This window comes from Actinokineospora sp. NBRC 105648 (genome assembly GCF_030269645.1).
In the GTDB taxonomy this organism is placed as follows: Bacteria; Actinomycetota; Actinomycetes; order Mycobacteriales; family Pseudonocardiaceae; genus Actinokineospora.
Map to the genome: position 1 here is coordinate 354285 of NZ_BSTR01000003.1, position 19238 is coordinate 373522.

The window sequence follows — 19238 nt, forward strand, 5'->3', positions numbered from 1 at the left end:
AGCTGGTACACAGGGGCGGCACAGGGTCAGCCCATCACCGCCCCGCACGATTGGGACCATGTCCGTGAACACCGCTGCTTCCCGCCCCGAACTGCGCAGGCCGGACGGCCTGCCTGTCCGCGTCCTGGTGGTCGACGACGAGCCGACGCTGGCCGAGCTGGTCACCCTCGCGCTGCGCTACGAGGGCTGGGACGTGCGCAGCGCCCTCGACGGCGCCACCGCCGTGCGGGTGGCGCGCGAGTTCAAGCCGGACGCCGTGGTGCTCGACGTGATGCTGCCGGACTTCGACGGCCTGGAGGTGCTGCGCAGGCTGCGCGCCGAGGTCGACGGGCTGCCGGTGCTGTTCCTGACCGCCAAGGACTCGGTGGAGGACCGGATCGCCGGGCTCACCGCGGGCGGCGACGACTACGTCACCAAGCCGTTCAGCGTCGAGGAGGTCGTGCTGCGGCTGCGCGCGCTGATGCGGCGCACCGGGGTGACCGAGGGCAGCGCGGACGCCGCGCTGGTGGTCGGCGACCTGACCCTGGACGAGGACACCCGTGAGGTGTTCCGGGCGGGCGAGGAGGTCACGCTCACCGCCACCGAGTTCGAGCTGCTGCGCTTCCTGATGCGCAACCCGCGCCGGGTGCTGAGCAAGACCCAGATCCTCGACCGGGTGTGGAACTACGACTTCGGCGGCCAGGCCAACATCGTCGAGCTCTACATCTCCTACCTGCGCAAGAAGATCGACGCGGGCCGGGAGCCGATGATCCACACCATGCGCGGCGCGGGCTATGTCCTCAAACCCGCGAACTGAGGCCCGACCGCGGCGCCAGCTCTCGCTGCGCGCCCGGCTGATCGCCGAGCAGCTGGTGCTGCTCGGCCTGGTGTGCCTGGTGATCGGCGTGGTCACCCTGGTCGGCCTGCGCACGTTCCTGGCCAACCGGCTCGACGAGCAGCTCACCGAGTCCAGCGGCCGGGCGGCCAAGTTCGTCAACGACCGGGGTCGCCGCCCCGACATGGACCAGCCGGGGAACCGACCGCCGCCCAGCGGCGCGCCCGCCCAGGCCCCGGGCACGATCAACGCCGCCATCGTCAACGGAGTCGTGGACTCGGCCCAGCGGCAGACCGGGGTGGGCTACCCGGAGAACATCCCGGAGTCGCTCTACGGCGTGCTCACCTCGCTGCTGGTGGACTCCGGGGCCAGCGAGCGCGACCTCGGCGACCTGGGCACCTACCGCCTGATGGCGGTGTCCACCCGCGACGGCGACGTGGTGATCACCGGGCTGCCGGTCGGCGACATGGAGAAGACCCTGTGGACCGCCGGACTGGTGCTGGGCGGCGTGTCCCTGATCGGCCTGACGGTGGCCGGCGTGGCGGGCGTGCTCATCGTGCGCCGAACCCTGCGCCCCCTGGACCGGATGGCGGCCACCGCGCGCCGCGTCGCCGAACTACCACTGGACCGGGGCGAGGTGGCCCTGTCGGTCCGCGTGCCCAAGGTCGACACCGACCCGAACACCGAGGTCGGGCAGGTCGGGTCGGCCCTGAACCGGATGCTCGGGCACATCGGCAACGCACTGACCGCACGACACGCGAGCGAGACCCGCGTCCGCCAGTTCGTCGCCGACGCCAGCCACGAGCTGCGCACCCCACTGGCGGCCATCAGGGGCTACGCCGAACTCGCCCGCCGCCGGGGCGACGAGGTCCCCCCGGACGTCGCCCACGCGATCAGCCGGGTCGAGTCCGAGGCACGCCGGATGACCACCCTGGTCGAGGACCTGCTCCTGTTGGCCCGCTTGGACTCCGGCAGGCCCCTCCTCTACGAGACCGTCGACCTGTCCCGACTCGTACTCGACACAGTCGGCGACGCGCAGGTGGCCGGCACCGAACACCACTGGCGCATGGACCTGCCGGAGGAGCCAGTCCTGGCAGTCGGCGACCAGGCACGACTGCACCAGGTACTGGCGAACCTCCTGGCCAACGGCCGCACCCACACACCGCCGGGAACGACGGTAACGGCGGCACTGCGCCGATCCGGGGACGAGGCAGTGCTGACGGTCTCCGACGACGGACCAGGAATTCCGCCAGAACTCTTGCCAGAGGTGTTCGAACGCTTCGCCCGAGGCGATGGATCACGAAACCGGGCACAGGGCAGCAGCACCGGACTGGGCTTGGCGATCGTTTCGGCGGTCGTACAGGCACACCACGGCTCGGTCAATGTGGTGAGCCAACCCGGGTCGACGGTGTTCACGGTCCGACTACCAGCAGCGGACTAGAACAGCGAACGGCAAGCACCCTTCCCCCGCCGACACGCGACAGGCTCTCCTCTCCCTCCTCCCTCTCCCTCCTCCCTCCTCTCCCCCTCCCTCCTCTCCCCCTCCCTCCTCTCCCCCTCCCTCCCACCGGCTGTACCGCAGCGGTGAGGCCGACCCCGCTGGAACGCAACGCCCGCTACGGATGCTCGATCTAGTGGACTCGCTTCGTGTGGGGGGAGAGTGCCGCTAAACTTGCCGTGGGTGGGGATGCCCTTCCCTGCCCTTTTCTCTCCACCGCGGTGCTCTAGGGGCCCCACACGAAGCGAGTTCACTAGATCGAGCCCATGCTTTTACTCGGGCAACCCCAGCGATGAGCCGCCAACAAGGTCGACCGTAGGTCGGTGTGCGGCACACCCCACGAGCTGCCCAAGTAAAGCGGAGGCTCGATCGGGTGGACTGCCTTCGCGCGGGGCCCCTAGGCGACCGCGTGGGGAAAAAGCGTGGGGAGAAGGGCATCCCCACCACAGGTCAAGTTTAGCGGTCGCCTCCCCCCACACGAAGGCAGTCCACCCAATCGAGCACAAACGTAACGGGCGTTGCGTACCAGCGGGCTCGGCATTTAGAGATTGAGGGATTGAGGGATTAGACTAGAGACTAAGAGATTAGGGGGTTCAGCCGAGGCATTTTTTAGTCGAACAGGATCAGGGTGCCGATTGTTATAAGTACGAGTGGTAGTGCGATGTGTCCCCATTTGGCCAGCGCTCTCGCGATCAGTGGTCTGGTGGCCAGGTATCTGCCTGTCAGGCACCACAGTGCGACCAGGACCAGGGAGACCACCGTGAAGGTCACCATTCCCCCGGTGCCAGTGTTGGCGAATACCGGGACGTAGACACCGATGTTGTCGCCGCCGTTGGCGAAGGTGACTCCTGCGACCGCGAGCATCGAGGGTGCTGTCGGGACCTCCGACTCCTCCCCCGCCCCCGCTCGATCCCGCCAGGTTCGCCAGCCGGCGCGGAGGCCGAGTGCAAGTGGCAGTAGGCCCAGGTAGCGGATCGCCGAGTCCGGGAGCAGGCCGGCGCCCAGGGTGCCGAGGGCGGAGGCGGCCAGGATCGCGGTGAAGCCCAGGTATTGGCCCGCGATCACCCGCACGATCGCGCGCCGGCTGGTGGTCTGGCTGAAGAACAGGGCCAGGATGACTATGTCGTCGACGTTGGTCGCCGCGAACATGCCGACGGACTGGCCTATCAGCCCCAGTTCCACCTGATCCCCCTCGTTCCTCGGGCGGGAGCATGTCACGGGGGGCTCACAGCGGACTCATAGGGAAGGCACACCGTCTGCCCAGTGTCGGCCGCGACCTTGGCAGCATGACACTTGTCGCGGAGCGGGTTGCCAGGGCGCGGGTCGCGTCCGAGCGGGAGCGGGCGCCCAAGCACTGGCTGTCCCTGGGTGTGCTGCTGGTCGGTACCGCCGTGCTCTACCTGTGGAACCTGGGTGCCTCCGGGTGGGCGAACGCCTACTACTCGGCGGCGGCGCAGGCGGGTGGGCAGAGTTGGTCGGCGCTGTTCTTCGGTGCCACCGACGCGGCGGGTGGGATCACCGTGGACAAGACGCCTGCCTCGGTGTGGGTGATGGGGTTGTCGGTGCGGCTGTTCGGGCTCAGCTCGTGGAGTGTGCTGGTGCCGCAGGCCCTCGCCGGCGTCGGTTCCGTCTGGCTGCTCTACGCGGCGGTCAAGCGGTGGTCTGGGCACGCGGCGGGGCTGCTCGCCGGGGCGGCGTTGGCGCTCACCCCGGTGGCCACGCTGATGTTCCGGTTCAACAACCCGGACGCGCTGCTGGTGCTGCTGCTCACCGCCGGCGCCTACGCGACCGTGCGGGCCGTCGAGAAGGCGAGCCCGACGTGGCTCATGCTCGCCGGTGCGGCTGTCGGGTTCGGGTTCCTGACCAAGATGTTGCAGGCGTTCCTGGTGCTGCCCGCCTTTGGCCTGGTGTACCTGGTGGCCGCGCCGACCGGGCTCGGCAAGCGGGTGGGACACCTGTTCGCCGCGCTCGGGGCGATGGTCGTCGCCGGTGGTTGGTGGGTGGCGGTGGTGGAGTTGATCCCGGCGGGCGACCGGCCGTTCATCGGTGGCTCGCAGGAGAACTCGGTGCTGGAGCTGGCCCTGGGCTACAACGGCCTGGGCAGGCTGACCGGGAACGAGGTCGGCAGCGTCGGCGGTGGCGCGGGCTGGGGCACGGCGGGCTGGGGCAGGCTCTTCGGCACCGAGATGGGTAGTGAGATCGCCTGGTTGCTGCCCGCTGCGCTGCTGGCCTTTGTGGGCGGGCTGTGGCTGACCCGCCGGGCGCCGCGCACGGACCGGACCCGTGCTTCCCTGCTGCTGTGGGGGCTGTGGCTGGTGGTGACCGGCGCGGTGTTCAGCCTGATGGACGGCATCATCCACCCGTACTACGCGGTGGCGTTGGCGCCCGCGGTCGGTGCGCTGGTCGGGATCGGCGCGGTGCTGGCGTGGCGGCGGCGGACCGAGCCCGTGGCGGCCGGGCTGCTCGCGGCGGGCGTGGCGCTGACCGCGGTGGAGGCGTCGCTGCTGCTGGCGCGGGAGTCGGACTGGCTGCCGTGGCTGCGCCCGGTGGTGCTCTTCGGCGGACTGGCCACGGCAGCGCTGATGCTGTTGCTCCCCGTGGCGCCCAATGCCTTCGGACGTGCGGCGGCCGTGCTGGCGCTGGCGGTCACGCTGGTGGCTCCGGGCGCGTACTCGGTCGCCACGGCCGCGCAGACGCACTCCGGTGCGCTGCCCTCGGTCGGTCCGGCGGGCCAACAGGGGCCTGGCGGCATGGGCGGCGGCGGTGGACCGGGCGGCGGTACAGGGCGCGGTGGCGGTGGCATCGGTGGTTTGCTCGGCGCGCCCACCCCAGGCACGCAGGTTTCCGCCCTGTTGAGCCAGAACGCGGCCAACTACACCTGGGCCGCGGCCGTCGTCGGGTCCAACAACGCGGCCGGTTACCAGCTCGGCTCCGGGGTTCCGGTGCTCGCCGTCGGCGGGTTCAACGGCACCGACCCGGCCCCGACCCTCGCCGAGTTCCAGCGGCTCGTGGCCGACGGGAAGGTGCACTGGTTCATCGGCGGCAGCCTCATGCAGGGTTCCTCGGGCAGCGACGCCGCCCAGGAGATCGCCCAGTGGGTGGGCCAGAACTACGACAGCACCACGGTCGACGGGGTCACCCTGTACGACCTGAGCCGGTGACAACGGTGCGGCAGGCGCGGCCCACAGCTCCCGCACAGGCGGGTCACACGGTGGACCCAGCGCCGGGCCCGATCGTCGACACCATGACAGCCACCGAGACGACCACGACCGACACGCCGCTCCCCCGGCAGGCACCCCGGGGTCCGGTGGCCACCGCGGGCCCGGCCCCCGTCCTCGACGTCGTGGTCCCCGTGCACAACGAGGAACTCGACCTGGAGCCGTGCGTGCGCAGGCTGCACGAGCACCTCAAGACGCACTTCCCGTACCGGTTCCGGATCACCGTGGCCGACAACGCCAGCACGGACCGCACCTGGGCGGTCGCCGAGGGCCTGGCCGAGGAGCTGACCGGGGTGCGCGCGGTGCGGCTGGAGCAGAAGGGCCGCGGCCGGGCGCTGCACACCACCTGGCTCGGCTCCGACGCCGAGGTGCTGGCCTACATGGACGTCGACCTGTCCACCGACCTGGCGGCGCTCTCGCCGCTGGTGGCGCCGCTGATCTCCGGGCACTCCGACGTGGCGATCGGCAGCAGGCTCGCGCGCGGCGCGCGGGTGGTGCGCGGCCCCAAGCGCGAGCTGATCTCGCGCTGCTACAACCTGATCCTGCGCGGCGCGCTGGCGGTGCGCTTCTCCGACGCGCAGTGCGGCTTCAAGGCGATCCGCGCCGACGTGGCCCGCACGCTGCTCCCGCACGTGGCCGACACCGGCTGGTTCTTCGACACCGAGCTGCTGGTGCTGGCCCAGCGGGCCGGGCTGCGCATCCACGAGGTCCCGGTCGACTGGGTGGACGACCCGGACAGCCGGGTGGACATCCTCGCCACCGCGCTGGCCGACCTGCGCGGCATCGCCCGGCTCGGCCGCGGCCTGGCCACCGGCAGCCTGCCGATCACCGAGCTGCGCGCCCAGCTCGGCCGCGGCGCGATCAGCAGCGACCCACCGGGCGTCCCCAGTGGACTGTTGCGCCAAGTGGTGCGGTTCGCCGCCGTCGGCGTGGTCAGCACGCTGGCCTACCTGCTGCTCTTCGTGCTGCTGCGCGGTCAGGTCGGCCCGCAGCCTGCGAACCTGGTGGCCCTGCTGGTGACCGCGGTCGGCAACACCGCGGCCAACCGCAGGCTCACCTTCGGCGTGCGCGGCTCCGACGGCGCCGCCCGGCACCAGTTCCAGGGGCTGCTGGTCTTCGCCCTCGGGCTGGGCCTGACCAGCGGCGCGCTCGCCCTGTTGCACGGCATGACCTCCCCCGCCCGCGCGACCGAGCTCGTGGTGCTCGTCGGGGCCAACCTGCTCGCCACCGTCCTGCGCTTCCTGCTGCTGCGCGGCTGGGTCTTCCGCCGCGCGCCCGAACCCGCCCTGGAGACGACCCGATGACCGCCGCCACCCTGCACCGGCTCAGCGCCACCGAGACGACCACGACCACGCGGTCCCGGCCGCGCTGGGAGCTGCCCGCGCTGATCACGCTGCTGGCGGGCACGGCCCTGCTGTACCTGTGGGACCTGAGCGCCTCCGGGATGGGCAACCAGTTCTACGCCGCCGCGGTGCAGGCGGGCACCCAGGACTGGAAGGCGCTGTTCTTCGGCTCGCTGGACGCGGGCAACTCGATCACGGTGGACAAGCCGCCCGCGGCGATGTGGCTGATGGCGCTGTCCGGGCGGATCTTCGGGTTCTCGTCCTGGAGCATGCTGGTGCCGCAGGCGCTGGCGGGCGTGGCCTCGGTCGGGCTGCTCTACGCCGCGGTGAAGCGGTGGTCCGGCGCGGGTGCCGGACTGTTGGCCGGTGCCGGGTTGGCGCTGACCCCGGTGGCCGCGCTCATGTTCAAGTTCAACAACCCGGACGCGCTGCTCGTGCTGCTGCTCGTGGCGGGCGCGTACTGCACTGTGCGCGCGGTGGAGAAGGCGAGCCCGGTGTGGCTGGCGCTGGCCGGGACCGCGATCGGTTTTGGGTTCCTCACCAAGATGCTGCAGGCGTTCCTTGTGCTGCCCGCGTTCGGGTTGGTCTACCTGCTGGCCGCGCCGACGAGCCTGCTGCGGCGGTCGCTGCACCTGGTGGGCGCGACGGTGGCGGTCGTGGTCTCGGCGGGCTGGTACGTGCTGGTCGCCGACCTGTGGCCGGCCGCGTCGCGACCCTACATCGGCGGCTCGACCGACAACTCGGTGCTGGAGCTGGCCCTGGGCTACAACGGGCTCGGCCGGATCTTCGGCGGCGACGGCAACGGTGGCGGGGGCGGCGGTGGGGGCGGCGGCACGATGTTCGGCGGTTCGACCGGCCTGTCCCGGATGTTCGGCGCCGCGTTCGGCCTCGAGGTCTCCTGGCTGCTGCCCGCCGCGCTCATCGGGCTGGTCGCCGGGCTGTGGTTCAGCAGGCGCGCGCCGCGCACCGACCGGACCCGGGCGGGTCTGGTGCTGTGGGGCGGCTGGATGGTGGTGACCGCGCTGGTGTTCAGCTACATGCAGGGCACCGTGCACCCGTACTACGCGATCGCGCTGGCACCGGGGATCGCCGCGGTGGCGGCGATCTCGGCCCGCGAGCTCTGGCGCGGGCGGGCCTACCTTCCGACCCGGGTGGTGCTCGCCGCGATGGTCGTGGTGACCGCGGGGTGGGGCTTCGCGCTGCTGACCCGCGAGGGCGACTGGCTGCCGTGGCCGCGCTGGGTGGTCGCGGTGAGCGGCCTGCTGGCCGGGACCGCGATCGCGGTGGGCGCGCACCTGTTCCGGCGGGCGGCGAAGGTCGTCGCGGTGCTGGCGCTGGTGGCGGGCTTCGGCGCGACCGGGCTGTACACGGTGGCCACGGCGACGACCGCGCACGGCGGCTCGATCCCGACCTCCGGGCCGAGCCTGGGCGGCGGCCGCGGCCAGATGGTGATGGGCGGTGGCGGCGGCTCGGTCAGCACCGAGCTGGTGTCCGCGCTCCAGGCGACCACCGGCCGGTGGGCCGCGGCGAGCACCGGCTCGCAGGGCGCGGCCGACCTGCAGCTGGCGAGCGGGCGGCCGGTCATGGCCGTCGGCGGGTTCACCGGCAGCGACCCGGCGCCCACCCTGGCGCAGTTCAAGGCCTATGTGGAGGCAGGCGAGGTGCGCTACTACGTCGCGGGCGGCGGCATGGGCGGTGGCGGTGGTCGCGGTGGCGGCGAGATCGCGACTTGGGTACAGGAGAACTTCGCCCAGGTCACGATCGGTGGACAGACGGTGTACGACCTGGCCGCCCCGCGCGGGTGAGGTCTTTGGACCTGGGACAGCGGCGTCGGGCCCGCGTAGGCTGCCGTCCACTCGGTTCCGACGCCGCTGGGAGGGCTGGCCGTGCCGCACTCCGTCCCGGCCGCCGTCCCGGCCGCCGCGCCGAGGGGGGGTGGCGGCGATCACTGACACCACCCGGCCGTCCCCCGCGATCCCGCGGCAGGGCCGGCTCACCGGGCACGCGGACCTGCGCACCCGCCCGGACTTCGAGCAGCTGCTGCTCGCGCTGTGCAGGCAGGCGGGCGGGGACGTCCACTTGGACCTGGCCGAACTGGACTTCATCGACGTGTCCGGGGTGATCACCCTGCTGCGCGCGGCGGCGACGCTGCCCGGCGAGAGCAACCTGGTGCTGCGCAACCCGCCCGCGTCGATGCGCCGGATCCTGGAGCTGCTCGGGCCCGCGGTGACCGAGGCGGGCGTCCGGGTCGAGTAGCTTTACCCGGGAGGTAATCGCCTCGAACGGGTGATCTCCGTAGCGTCGGGCCATGGCACAGTCGACCTCGGTGGCACCCACCGCACAACGATCTGTCGGGGCGCTGCTGCGCCAGTGGCGGGAGCACCGCAGGCTCAGCCAGCTGGACCTGTCGCTGCAGGCCGACGTCTCCACCCGGCACCTCAGCTTCGTCGAGACCGGCCGCTCGGCGCCGAGCCGGGACATGGTGCTGCACCTGGCCGACAGCCTCGACCTGCCGCTGCGCGAGCGCAACCAGATGCTGCTGGCCGCGGGCTACGCGCCGGTGTACAGCCAGGCACCGCTGGACTCCCCCCGGATGCGGGCGGTGCGCGGCGCGGTGCGCCAGGTGCTGACCGGGCACGACCCGTACCCGGCGCTGGCGGTGGACCGGGGCTGGCACCTGGTCGAGGCGAACGACAGCGTGTCGGTGCTGCTGGCGGGCGTCTCCCCCGACCTGTTGGTACCACCGGTGAACGTGCTGCGGGTGAGCCTGCACCCCGACGGCCTGGCGCCGCGGATCGTGAACCTCGGCGAGTGGCGCGCGCACCTGCTGGCGCGGCTGCGCGGGCAGATCACGCTGACCGCCGACCAGGACCTGGCCGCGCTGCACGACGAGCTGGCGGGCTACCCGTGCGACCAGCTGGAGCCGGTGGTCGACCAGCACAGCGCCGATGTGGTGGTACCGCTGCGGATCCGGGCGGCGGGCGCGGAGCTGTCCTTCTTCGGCACGGTGACCACGTTCGGCACACCGCTGGACATCACCGTCGCCGAGCTGGCCATCGAGTCGTTCTTCCCGGCCGACGAGGCCACCGCGGCCGCGCTGGGTACGAAGTGATCTTGGCGGGTAACCACCGGGCATGGGAAGAACCCGTTTCTGGTGGCGATCGCCCGCGTGGGTCCGCGTCGCGGTGGTGGTCATCGTCCTGTACGCCTTGATGTTCGGCGTCACCTTGACGGTCAGGGGACTGCTGCACAGCTGGTCCAGGCTGGGCGACGACCTGATCTCCGCGAGCATCGGCGGCCTGACGGGTCCCACGATGCTCGCCGCGCAATGGTGGGCCGGGCGCCGCGGGAGCCCCGCCGAGCCCACCGGCCCGGGGACCCCCGAGCGCGAACCGGGCACCGCGAAAAAACATGAATCCCCGAACGAGTGATTCCGGTCGAGTGGGGGTACTTACAAGCCGAGAGCCACTTCAGAGTCGAGGAGAACGACATGACCGTCACCGGCATCTTCACCGCGTTGATCATCGGTTTGATCATCGGCGTCCTGGGGCGCCTGGTGCTTCCGGGCAAGCAGTCGATCCCGATCTGGCTGACCATCGTGGTCGGTATCGTCGCGGCGTTCCTCGGGACCGCGCTGGCCCGGGGCGTCGGCGTCGCCAGCACCCCCGGCGTGGACTGGATCGAGATCCTGTTCCAGGTCGGCCTCGCCGCGGTGGGTGTGGCGCTGGTGTCCGGCGCCTACGGCCGTCGGGGCGTGCACCGCTAAGCCCTGCCACGCTGTGCCCTGATCCCGCGGCGAAACCCCCGACCAGTACCTGGGTCGGGGGTTTCGCCGTCTCACCTGGACTGTCCGACTAGGACGGTCAGCCGACCGGGTCGAGCTCGCGCACCGGCTCCGGCGCGGGCCGGGACGCGGGCCGGGCCGGGCGCAGGAAGCGCGGGGTCCACCAGTTGCGCTCGCCCAGCACGATCATCAGCGACGGCAGCACGACCGCGCGGATGATGGTGGCGTCCAACAGGATCGCGGTCGCCAGGCCGACGCCCATCTGCTTCATGTCGATGGTGCTCAGCGTGCCGAAGATCGAGAACACCCCGATCATCACCGCCGCCGCGCTGGTCACCACGCCCGCCGAGGAGGTGATCCCCCGGGACACCGCCGACCGGGTGTCCAGCCCGCCCAGCCTCGCCTCGCGGATCCGGCTGACCACGAACACGTGGTAGTCCATCGAGAGCCCGAACAGCACGACGAACAGGATCAGCGGCAGCCAGGCCACGATGCCGCCGGTGGAGGTGAACCCGAGCAGGCCCTGCGCCCAGGTGTTCTGGAACACCAGCACCAGCACGCCGTAGGCGGCCGCGGCGGAGAGCACGTTGAGCAGGATCGACGACAGCGCGATCAGCGGGGCGCGGAAGGTCCACAGCATCACCAGGAAGGTGAGCAGCAGCACGATCGCGATCACCCAGGGCAGCGACTCGGTCATCGAGGAGATGAAGTCGTTCTCCCCCGCCGTCTGGCCGCTGACCGCGAACTCCGCGCCCGCCACCGCGCCCACCGTCTGCGGCAGCGCGACCGTGCGCAACCAGCCCAGTGAGGTGTCGGCCGCCGGACTGGTCGCCGCACTCGGGATCGCCGCGCTGATCAGGAAGATCCGACCGTCGGCGGAGCGGTTGACCTCCGGGGCGCGGTCCTGGGCGAACTCACCGTCGGCCTTGATCCGGTCGAGCAGCGCGGTCACCGCGGTCTCGGTCTGCGCGACCTTGTCCGCCGGGGCGCGCACCGCGATGGCGTGCGTGGCACCGGTGCTCGGGAACGCCGCGGTCATCCGGTCGTAGGACTGCATGATCGGGATGCTGCGCGGCAGGTCGGCGTCCGACGGCGAGTTCAGCTTCATGCCCAGCGCCGGGATGGCCAGCGCGATCAGACCGGCGACCGAGACCACCAGGGCGACACCGGGGCGGCGCAGCGTCGGGCGCAGCACGGCCTTCCAGAACCTCGGCTCACCGCCGGAGCGGGCCGACAGGCGCCACAGCAGCGGCACGCGCGGCCGGTCGATCCACTTGCCGAGCTTGGCCAGCATCGCCGGGAGCACCGTGATGGAGCCGATCACCGCGGCCAGCACGACCAGGATCGAGCCGATGGCCATCGAGGAGAACGTCACGTCGTTGGCGACGAACATGCCCGCCATGGCGACCACGACGGCGACACCCGAGACCACGATCGCGTGCCCGGAGGTGGCGGCGGCGATCTCCACGGCGTCCAGGTGGGAGCGCCCCTTGGCGCGTTCCTCGCGTTCTCGGCGAACGTAGAACAGCGAGTAGTCCACCCCGACCGCCATGCCGATCAGCAGGATCATGCTGGAGGTGTTGTCAGTGGACGGGATCAGCTGCGAGACCAGCGCGGAGAGCCCGAGCGCGCTGCCGACCGCGGAGAGCGCGAGCAGCACCGGCACGCCCGCGGCGATCACCGCGCCGAAGGCCACCAGCATGATCAGCAGCGTCACCGGGATGCTGATCAGCTCGGCCTTGGTGAAGTCGTCGCCCAGGGTGTCGGAGAGCGCCTTGTTCAGCGACTCCCCGCCCACCTGCTCCACCCGCAGGTCGGGGTGTCCGTCCTGAATGGACTTGGTGACCGCGAGCAGCGGCTGCAGCCGCTCGTCGGCGGTCTTGCGGTCGCCGGACATGTCGATGCTGACCAGGACCGCGTCTCCCCCCGGGGACGGGACCGGGTCGCTGACGTCGGCGACCTCGCGCAGACCGGACATCCGCGCCTTGACCTCACCGGCGACCCGCACGGCCTTGCCCTTGTCCAGGGCGCCCGCGGGCGAGGTGATCAGGACGTTCTCGGTGGCGGGCCGGGTGAACCCCGAGGCGTCCACGATGCTCTTGTAGACGGCGAGCTCGCCGGTGGGGTTGTCGTCGAACCCCGCGGTCTTGGTGCCGACGGCGGCCCCGGCCCCGATGCACAACGCGACGAAGACGACCCACGCGCCGATGGCCCGCCACGGGTGCTCGGCACTCCACCGCGCGATGCGCACGGTCACCATTGGTCTGGACATTGCTGCTACCCCCGCGAACTGGTTCGGACTCCGGCTTCGAGCAGAAGGCTGCCGGCGCGCGGGACGGGGCGAATCGGGATTCCTCCCCGATCTTCGACCGGGGTGCTCCCCCTAGGGGAACCGGGGTTCAGCGGTGTTGGTGAGTGACCACCCAACTGTCGATCAAGAAGGTCTCCACCGAGTCACCGCGACCGCGGTCCAGTTCGGCCACCTCGGCGCGGGTGAACCAGCGGGCCTCCTCGAGCTCGTCGCGGTCCACCGAGATCTCCGCCGACAGCGCGGTGGCGCGGAAACCGAGCATCAGTCCGGAAGGGAACGGCCAGGCCTGCGAGGCGAGGTACTCGACGTGTCCCACCGCGACACCGGCCTCCTCGGCCACCTCGCGCCGGACGGCGTCCTCCAGGCTCTCGCCGATCTCGACGAACCCGGCCAGGGTGGAGAACCCGGTGGCGCCGCGGTGCCTGCCGAGCAGGCAGCGGTCGCCGAACTCGACCAGGACGATCACCGCGGGCTCGATGCGCGGGAACAGCAGCTTGGCGCAGCCGCCGCACACCTTGACGTGACCCCCCTGGCTGTCGCGCGTCGGCGACCCGCAGGCACCGCAGAAGCGCTGGTTGCGGCGCCAGTGCAGCAACCCCCGCGCGTAGGCGAGCCGGGTCGCCTCCTCCGGGGCGAGGTCGGCGAAGAGCTGCCGGATGTCCACCGCGGCGTCGGCCCCGGTGGCGGCCAACGCCCCCTGTTCGTCCACTTCGGACAGATCAGTGGCGAACAGCGCCGTGTCCCCGTCGAGGCCGAGGAAGACGGCGTCCTCGGGCACCGGGGTGGACAACGGGGCGCCGCCGCCCACGAGGCAGCGGTCGTTCCAGAAGGCGACCGCCACGGCGTTCGCGCGCAGCCCGGCGATCCACTCGTCGTCGGCGCGACGGGCACCTGCTCGGTCGAGGGCAAGCCCGGTGTAGGGCAGCCTGTAAGTCGAGTTCTCCACGCTGAGCACTCCCTGGTAGGCGTACCGCCACCCTGGCACAACGGGCTGCGCACGGGGGTGGGGTGGGCCACACTGGGCGCATGAGGACGAGCCCGGACCCCTGTTCGACCGCGCACGGGACACCGGCACCCGCGGTGGGCACCAAGACCCTGGTGGTCGTCTTCACGGGCGCGGTCGCCGACCACTTGCTCCGATACGGAGCCGACCTCGGCTACCGGACCCTGCACGTCGAACCCGAACCCGCCCGCGCGACGGCCGACTCCACCGCGCTACCACCGGACCTGGACACCGACACCGACGTGGTGTTCACCGACCACCACCGCCCGGAACTGACAGCCGTCCTGCGCGACGCCCTGGCAGTGCCCACCCGGTGGATAGGGGTGATGGGCAACCCGCGGCACCCCGCGCCCTACGTCGAGGGGCTGCGCGCGCTCGGGGTCGCCGAGCCCGACATCGAGCGGGTGCACCGGCCGATCGGGCTGAACATCGGCTCCCGCACCCCGGCGGAGATCGCGATCGCCACCCTGGCGGGGCTGATCGCCGACCGCAACGACCGCCCCGGCGGCTTCGCCTTCTGACCGCCCCACACGGCCGACTCGGCGTCAGGAACCTCGTTCGCTCGCGACCACGGCAAGCAGACCAGGACAGGCAACCAAGGTCTACTGTCCACACCAGACAGTACTTCCAGCCACCCGGGCAGGTCCGGCCCATGCCATGACCGGTGCCCACCGGCGACATCCGACGCGCGACCTGGTCGTGGGTCTCGAACGGTCCGGCGGCCGGCCTGACCGCGGCGAGTCGACCACCGACAAGACGTCCGCTGTACACCGGCGGGAAACCGCGGACCGGTGGACAGCGGTGGCGACCCGCGGGTAACTTGCTAAGCGCTTGCTTAGCTCACGTCCCCCGGAGGAGACCCGTGCCCCAGCGCATCGCCATCGTGACCGGAGCGGCCCGAGGGATCGGTGCCGCGATCGCCGAGCGGCTCGGTCGGGACGGGTTCGCCGTCGCGGTGGTCGACCTGACCGCGGACAGCTGCGCGGGCACGGTCGCCGCGATCGAGGCGGACGGGGGTACCGCGCTGGCCGTGGGTGCCGACGTGAGCGACACCGGACAGGTCACGGCCGCGGTGGCCGAGGTCGCCGAGAAGCTGGGTCCGCCGACGGTGCTGGTCAACAACGCCGGGATCCTGCGCGACAACCTGATCTTCAAGATGACCGACGACGACTGGGACTCGGTCATCGACGTGCACCTGCGCGGGTCGTTCCTGATGACCCGCGCGGTGCAGGCGCACCAGACCGAGCAGCGCTACGGCCGGATCGTGAACCTGTCCAGCACGTCCGCGCTCGGCAACCGCGGCCAGGTCAACTACGCCGCGGCCAAGGCGGGGCTACAGGGGTTCACCAAGACGCTGGCGATCGAGCTGGGCAAGTTCGGGGTGACGGCCAACGCGATCGCGCCCGGGTTCATCGAGACCGAGATGACCGCGACCACCGCCGCCCGGCTCGGGATGCCGTTCGAGGACTTCAAGACCGGGGTCGCCGCGGCGATCCCGGTGGGTCGGATCGGGCAGCCCGCCGACGTCGCGGCCACCGCGTCGTTCCTGGTGAGCGAGGAGGCCGGGTTCGTCTCCGGTCAGGTGATCTACGTCGCGGGCGGACCGAAGGACTGACATGCGCGTCTTCGACGGCCTGGCCGCGCTCACCGCCGCGCGCGGCACCCACCTGGGGTTCGGCGACTGGGTGGAGATCACCCAGGACCGGGTGCGCCGGTTCGCCGACGCCACCGACGACCACCAGTGGATCCACCTCGACACCGAGCGCGCCGCCCGGGGGCCGTTCGGCGCGACCGTCGCCCACGGCTACCTGACGCTGGCGCTGCTGCCCGCGCTCGGCCGCGGCCTGTACCGGTTCGAGGGCTTCGCCATGGGCGTCAACTACGGGCTGAACAAGGTGCGCTTCCCCACCGTGGTGCGGGTCGGCGCACGGGTGCGGCTGGGCGCCGAGGTCCTCGAGGTGAGCCAGGGCGCGCAGGGCGTCCAGGTGGTCTTCGGCTACACCGTCGAGATCGAGGGCGAGGCCAAACCGGGCTGCGTCGCCGAGGCCGTGGTGCTGCTGGTCCAGCACCCGAACAGCGAGGATCGACCATGACGGACCTGCGCGACCGGGTCGCGGCCCTGCTGGCCGAGCACGACCCGGCGACCACCGACCGGCTCGACTTCCTGCGCGCGCGCTTCGACGCCGGCCTGGCCTGGGTGCACTTCCCGGAGGGCTTGGGCGGCCTCGGGGCGCCGCGCGGCGACCAGGAGATCGTCGACGCGGCCCTGGTGGCGGCGGGCGCGCCGGACAACAACCCGCGCCGGATCGGCATCGGGCTGGGCATGGCCGCGCCGACGATCCTCGCCTTCGGCACCGACGAGCAGCGGCGCCGCTTCCTGCGTCCGCTGTGGACCGGCGAGGAGGTGTGGTGCCAGCTCTTCAGCGAGCCGGGCGCGGGCTCGGACCTGGCCGCGCTGGGCACCCGCGCCCGCCGCGACGGCGACGACTGGGTGGTCACCGGGCAGAAGGTGTGGACCTCCACCGCGCACACCGCGCGCTGGGCGATCCTGGTGGCGCGCACCGACCCGGACGTGCCCAAGCACGCGGGCATGACCTACTTCGTCTGCGACATGACCGACCCGGGTGTCGAGGTGCGGCCGCTGCGCCAGATCACCGGCGAGGCCGAGTTCAACGAGGTCTTCCTCACCGACGCGCGGATCCCGGACGCGCACCGGCTGGGCGCGGTCGGCGACGGGTGGCGGGTCGCGCAGACCACGCTGATGAACGAGTGGGTGGCCATCGGCGGCCGCCCGATGCCGCGCGAGGGCGGGATGGCCGGCGTCGTCGCCGAGACCTGGCGGGCCAACCCCGAGCGCCGCACACCCGAGGCGCACGACCGGTTGCTGGGCCTGTGGGTGGAGTCGGAGGCGTTGCGGCTGGCCGGGATCCGGCTGCGCCAGCAGCTGGCGGTCGGCTCCCCCGGGCCGGAGGGCTCGGCGATGAAGCTGGCCTTCGCCCGGCTGTCGCAGGCGCTGTCCGGGCTCGAGGTGGAGCTGCTGGCCGAGGACGGCCTGCGCTACTCCGACTGGGCGCTCACCCGTCCGGAGCTGGTCGACTTCACCGGCCGGGACGCGGGCTACCGCTACCTGCGGGCCAAGGGCAACTCGATCGAGGGCGGCACCTCGGAGATCCTGCGCAACATCATCGCCGAGCGGATCCTCGGCCTGCCATCCGAACCCCGCGTCGACAAGGACGTGCCATGGAAGGACCTCCCGCGATGAGCGAGCCGAACCTGCGCTACAGCGACGTCGAGGACGGCCTGCGGGCCAGCGTCCGCGACCTGCTCGCCGACCGCGCGGACGCCGCGACCGTGCTCGCCCACGCCGAGTCCGCCGAGCACGACCCGGGGCTGTGGCGGGCGCTGGCCGAGCTGGGCGCGACCTCGCTGCACGTGCCGGAGGAGCTGGGCGGACAGGGCGCGGGCTACCGCGAGACCGCCGTGGTGGCCGAGGAACTGGGTGCTTCCGTTGCCCCCGTGCCGTTCTTGGGCAGCGCGGTGCTCGCGACGGCGGCGCTGTTGCATGTGTCTCAGGACGATGACGCGCGTGCCGCCCTGGCGCGGCTCGGCAGTGGCGAGATCACGGCCACGCTCGTGGTTCCGCTGTCCACTTGGGACTCCACACCGTCCGTTCAGCTGGTGGACGGCGGCTTGGTCGGCACGGTCCGCAGTGTCGCGGACGCGCGGGCGGCCGACTTGCTGGTGGTCCCCGCCGGTGGCGCCCTGCACTTGGTGCAGGCGAGTGCCGCCACGGTGACACCGGTCGTGTCGTTGGACGTGACGCGGCCGGTGGCGGACGTGGAGTTCACGGGTTCGACCTCGGTCGCCCTGGTCGGCTCGGCCGAGGACGCCGTCCGGGCGGCTTTGCTTGCCGGGGCTGGGATTCTGGCCTCCGAACAGGTAGGGATCGCCCAGTGGTGCCTGGACACCACGGTGGCCTACCTGAAGCAGCGCTACCAGTTCGGGCGGCCGGTCGGCTCGTTCCAGGCGCTCAAGCACCGGCTCGCCGACGTGTGGCAGCAGCTCGTCCTGGCTCGCGCCGCCGCACGCAACGCCGCCGACGCGCTGGCGACGGGCAACGACGTCGAGGTCGCGGTGTCGGTGGCGCAGTCGTTGTGCGCGGCGGTCGCGGTGCACGCCGCGCACGAGTGCGTGCAGTTGCACGGCGGTATCGGGATGACTTGGGAGCACCCGGCGCACCTGTACCTCAAGCGGGCCAAGGCGGACGAGATCGCCCTGGGCACGCCGGGACGACACCGCGCGTCGCTGGCGCACCTGGTGGACCTGCCGGGATGACCGACCAGGTACTCGCCGACCTGTGGCCGGACGTTCGCCCGGACGCGGCCCGGCGGTTGATGGCCGCTGCCGTGGAGGCGTTCGCCGAGCGCGGCTTCCACGCCACGACCACCCGCGACATCGCCACGGCGGCCGGGATGAGCCCGGCGGCGCTCTACGTGCACTTCCCGTCCAAGGCGGCGGTGCTGTTCGCGATCAGCCGCAGCGGGCACGAGCGGGCGCTGGCGATGGTGACCGAGGCGGCCGCGGGTCCGGGCGACCCGGCCGCCCGGATGGCGGTGCTGGTGGCGGGGTTCGTGACCTGGCACGCGACCCGGCACCGGGTGGCACGGATCGTGCAGTACGAGTTGGGCGCGCTCGACCCGGCCGACTACGCGGCGGTGGTGGCGGTGCGGCGGCGGACTGAGGGGGTGGTGCGGGGGTTGATCGAGGAAGGGGTGGCGGCCGGGGTGTTCCGGGTCGCGGACGTGCGGACGGCGGCGCGGGCGGTGTTGTCGTTGGGGATTGATGTGGCTCGGTGGTATTCGGGTGGGTCTCGGCCGGGGGCGGCTGAGCTGGGGCGGCAGTACGCGGTGCTGGTGGCTGGGATGTTGGGTGCTCGTTGATGTTTTGCGCTTCTTGATCCTGCTTCCCCTTCGCACAATTGTGACTACGGACTGAATGCCGTTGTCAAGGCGGGAAAGATGCCTTGACAACGGCATTCAGTCCGTGTTTTGGCTGCGTATGGGACAATACCGCTAAGTTAAGCGCGGCGCGTGCAGTCGTATGATGGGCGGTCCGTTGTGGTGAGTTCCGTGGTGGTGGAGTTTTTTGACGATGTAGGAGTTGTGTCGTCCGCGTTTGATGACGCGGGGGTTTGTTCGTTCTCTGCGTTTCTTGCGGCGTCGGTTGATGTCGGTGATCGCGTCGGCGGTTGATCGTTTTCTGTGGTC

General features: G+C 71.6%; 19 protein-coding genes. 15 read left to right on the forward strand and 4 right to left on the reverse strand.

Annotation, left to right across the window (positions count from 1 at the left end; translation table 11 throughout):
• The first annotated feature begins 58 nt into the window (after positions 1-58).
• Both QSK30_RS04810 and QSK30_RS04815 read left to right on the forward strand, forming a co-directional pair.
• On the forward strand, positions 59-796 hold the full coding sequence (locus QSK30_RS04810; protein ID WP_285499875.1) for a response regulator transcription factor: 738 nt from the start codon (positions 59-61) through the stop codon (positions 794-796).
• Positions 774-2255: a sensor histidine kinase gene (locus tag QSK30_RS04815; RefSeq protein ID WP_285499877.1), complete on the forward strand. Its 1482-nt coding sequence runs from the start codon at positions 774-776 to the stop codon at positions 2253-2255. The genes QSK30_RS04810 and QSK30_RS04815 overlap by 23 nt, the downstream gene beginning before the upstream one ends.
• A 666-nt stretch (positions 2256-2921) precedes the next feature.
• Here QSK30_RS04815 and QSK30_RS04820 read toward each other — a convergent pair.
• Positions 2922-3494, reverse strand: coding sequence for a cadmium resistance transporter (locus QSK30_RS04820; RefSeq protein WP_285499879.1), 573 nt, complete (start codon positions 3492-3494; stop codon positions 2922-2924).
• Between the two features lie 104 nt (positions 3495-3598).
• Here QSK30_RS04820 and QSK30_RS04825 point away from each other — a divergent pair, with 104 nt between their 5' ends.
• The 7 genes from QSK30_RS04825 to QSK30_RS04855 all read left to right on the forward strand — a co-directional run bounded on the left by QSK30_RS04825 (position 3599) and on the right by QSK30_RS04855 (position 10639).
• Positions 3599-5473, forward strand: coding sequence for an ArnT family glycosyltransferase (locus tag QSK30_RS04825; RefSeq protein WP_285499881.1), 1875 nt, complete (start codon positions 3599-3601; stop codon positions 5471-5473).
• Between the two features lie 83 nt (positions 5474-5556).
• Positions 5557-6834: a bifunctional glycosyltransferase family 2/GtrA family protein gene (locus QSK30_RS04830; protein ID WP_285499882.1), complete on the forward strand. Its 1278-nt coding sequence runs from the start codon at positions 5557-5559 to the stop codon at positions 6832-6834.
• Positions 6831-8678 (forward strand): ArnT family glycosyltransferase, encoded by a 1848-nt coding sequence (locus QSK30_RS04835; protein WP_285499884.1) that lies wholly within the window; start codon positions 6831-6833, stop codon positions 8676-8678. The genes QSK30_RS04830 and QSK30_RS04835 overlap by 4 nt, the downstream gene beginning before the upstream one ends.
• 130 nt (positions 8679-8808) lie before the next feature.
• On the forward strand, positions 8809-9129 hold the full coding sequence (locus QSK30_RS04840; protein WP_285499886.1) for an STAS domain-containing protein: 321 nt from the start codon (positions 8809-8811) through the stop codon (positions 9127-9129).
• 52 nt (positions 9130-9181) lie between these two features.
• Positions 9182-9985, forward strand: a complete 804-nt coding sequence (locus QSK30_RS04845) for a helix-turn-helix domain-containing protein (protein ID WP_285499887.1) — start codon at positions 9182-9184, stop codon at positions 9983-9985.
• A 22-nt stretch (positions 9986-10007) separates the two neighbouring features.
• On the forward strand, positions 10008-10304 hold the full coding sequence (locus QSK30_RS04850) for a hypothetical protein (RefSeq protein ID WP_285499888.1): 297 nt from the start codon (positions 10008-10010) through the stop codon (positions 10302-10304).
• Positions 10305-10363: 59 nt separating this feature from the next.
• Positions 10364-10639: a GlsB/YeaQ/YmgE family stress response membrane protein gene (locus QSK30_RS04855; protein WP_285499889.1), complete on the forward strand. Its 276-nt coding sequence runs from the start codon at positions 10364-10366 to the stop codon at positions 10637-10639.
• A 97-nt stretch (positions 10640-10736) separates the two neighbouring features.
• Here QSK30_RS04855 and QSK30_RS04860 read toward each other — a convergent pair whose 3' ends face one another.
• Positions 10737-12929: an MMPL family transporter gene (locus QSK30_RS04860; protein WP_285499890.1), complete on the reverse strand. Its 2193-nt coding sequence runs from the start codon at positions 12927-12929 to the stop codon at positions 10737-10739.
• A gap of 127 nt (positions 12930-13056) precedes the next feature.
• Complete coding sequence (gene nudC / locus QSK30_RS04865; RefSeq protein ID WP_285499891.1) at positions 13057-13914, reverse strand: NAD(+) diphosphatase; 858 nt, start codon at positions 13912-13914, stop codon at positions 13057-13059.
• An 80-nt stretch (positions 13915-13994) separates the two neighbouring features.
• Here nudC and QSK30_RS04870 point away from each other — a divergent pair, with 80 nt between their 5' ends.
• The 6 genes from QSK30_RS04870 to QSK30_RS04895 all read left to right on the forward strand — a co-directional run bounded on the left by QSK30_RS04870 (position 13995) and on the right by QSK30_RS04895 (position 18911).
• Positions 13995-14492: an XdhC family protein gene (locus tag QSK30_RS04870; protein WP_285499892.1), complete on the forward strand. Its 498-nt coding sequence runs from the start codon at positions 13995-13997 to the stop codon at positions 14490-14492.
• Between the two features lie 341 nt (positions 14493-14833).
• Entirely contained in the window at positions 14834-15586 is a 753-nt protein-coding gene (fabG, locus tag QSK30_RS04875) for a 3-oxoacyl-ACP reductase FabG (RefSeq protein ID WP_285499893.1), read from the forward strand.
• 1 nt (position 15587) lies between these two features.
• On the forward strand, positions 15588-16064 hold the full coding sequence (locus tag QSK30_RS04880; RefSeq protein WP_285499894.1) for a MaoC family dehydratase: 477 nt from the start codon (positions 15588-15590) through the stop codon (positions 16062-16064).
• A complete protein-coding gene (locus tag QSK30_RS04885; RefSeq protein ID WP_285499895.1) occupies positions 16061-17233 on the forward strand; it encodes an acyl-CoA dehydrogenase family protein in 1173 nt (390 codons plus the stop codon). The genes QSK30_RS04880 and QSK30_RS04885 overlap by 4 nt, the downstream gene beginning before the upstream one ends.
• Positions 17230-18306, forward strand: coding sequence for an acyl-CoA dehydrogenase family protein (locus QSK30_RS04890; protein ID WP_285499896.1), 1077 nt, complete (start codon positions 17230-17232; stop codon positions 18304-18306). Before QSK30_RS04885 ends, QSK30_RS04890 begins: the two co-directional genes overlap by 4 nt.
• The gene (locus tag QSK30_RS04895; RefSeq protein WP_285499897.1) at positions 18303-18911 is read left to right on the forward strand and encodes a TetR/AcrR family transcriptional regulator; all 609 of its coding nucleotides are present in this window, start codon (positions 18303-18305) and stop codon (positions 18909-18911) included. Before QSK30_RS04890 ends, QSK30_RS04895 begins: the two co-directional genes overlap by 4 nt.
• Positions 18912-19043: 132 nt before the next feature.
• On the opposite strand, the gene QSK30_RS04900 is transcribed toward QSK30_RS04895, so the two are convergent.
• A partial coding sequence (locus QSK30_RS04900) for a hypothetical protein (RefSeq protein WP_285499899.1) occupies positions 19044-19238 on the reverse strand: 195 nt, incomplete at its 5' end.

What these genes read in the sequence shown, in the direction of transcription:
- QSK30_RS04810 (WP_285499875.1), top strand. Translation starts at nt 59, where the DNA reads ATGTCCGTGAACACCGCTGCTTCCCGCCCCGAACTGCGCAGGCCGGAC.
- QSK30_RS04815 (WP_285499877.1), top strand. Translation starts at nt 774, where the DNA reads ATGTCCTCAAACCCGCGAACTGAGGCCCGACCGCGGCGCCAGCTCTCG.
- QSK30_RS04825 (WP_285499881.1), top strand. Translation starts at nt 3,599, where the DNA reads ATGACACTTGTCGCGGAGCGGGTTGCCAGGGCGCGGGTCGCGTCCGAG.
- QSK30_RS04830 (WP_285499882.1), top strand. Translation starts at nt 5,557, where the DNA reads ATGACAGCCACCGAGACGACCACGACCGACACGCCGCTCCCCCGGCAG.
- QSK30_RS04835 (WP_285499884.1), top strand. Translation starts at nt 6,831, where the DNA reads ATGACCGCCGCCACCCTGCACCGGCTCAGCGCCACCGAGACGACCACG.
- QSK30_RS04845 (WP_285499887.1), top strand. Translation starts at nt 9,182, where the DNA reads ATGGCACAGTCGACCTCGGTGGCACCCACCGCACAACGATCTGTCGGG.
- QSK30_RS04850 (WP_285499888.1), top strand. Translation starts at nt 10,008, where the DNA reads ATGGGAAGAACCCGTTTCTGGTGGCGATCGCCCGCGTGGGTCCGCGTC.
- QSK30_RS04855 (WP_285499889.1), top strand. Translation starts at nt 10,364, where the DNA reads ATGACCGTCACCGGCATCTTCACCGCGTTGATCATCGGTTTGATCATC.
- QSK30_RS04860 (WP_285499890.1), bottom strand. Translation starts at nt 12,929, where the DNA reads ATGTCCAGACCAATGGTGACCGTGCGCATCGCGCGGTGGAGTGCCGAG.
- QSK30_RS04870 (WP_285499892.1), top strand. Translation starts at nt 13,995, where the DNA reads ATGAGGACGAGCCCGGACCCCTGTTCGACCGCGCACGGGACACCGGCA.
- QSK30_RS04880 (WP_285499894.1), top strand. Translation starts at nt 15,588, where the DNA reads ATGCGCGTCTTCGACGGCCTGGCCGCGCTCACCGCCGCGCGCGGCACC.
- QSK30_RS04885 (WP_285499895.1), top strand. Translation starts at nt 16,061, where the DNA reads ATGACGGACCTGCGCGACCGGGTCGCGGCCCTGCTGGCCGAGCACGAC.
- QSK30_RS04890 (WP_285499896.1), top strand. Translation starts at nt 17,230, where the DNA reads ATGAGCGAGCCGAACCTGCGCTACAGCGACGTCGAGGACGGCCTGCGG.
- QSK30_RS04895 (WP_285499897.1), top strand. Translation starts at nt 18,303, where the DNA reads ATGACCGACCAGGTACTCGCCGACCTGTGGCCGGACGTTCGCCCGGAC.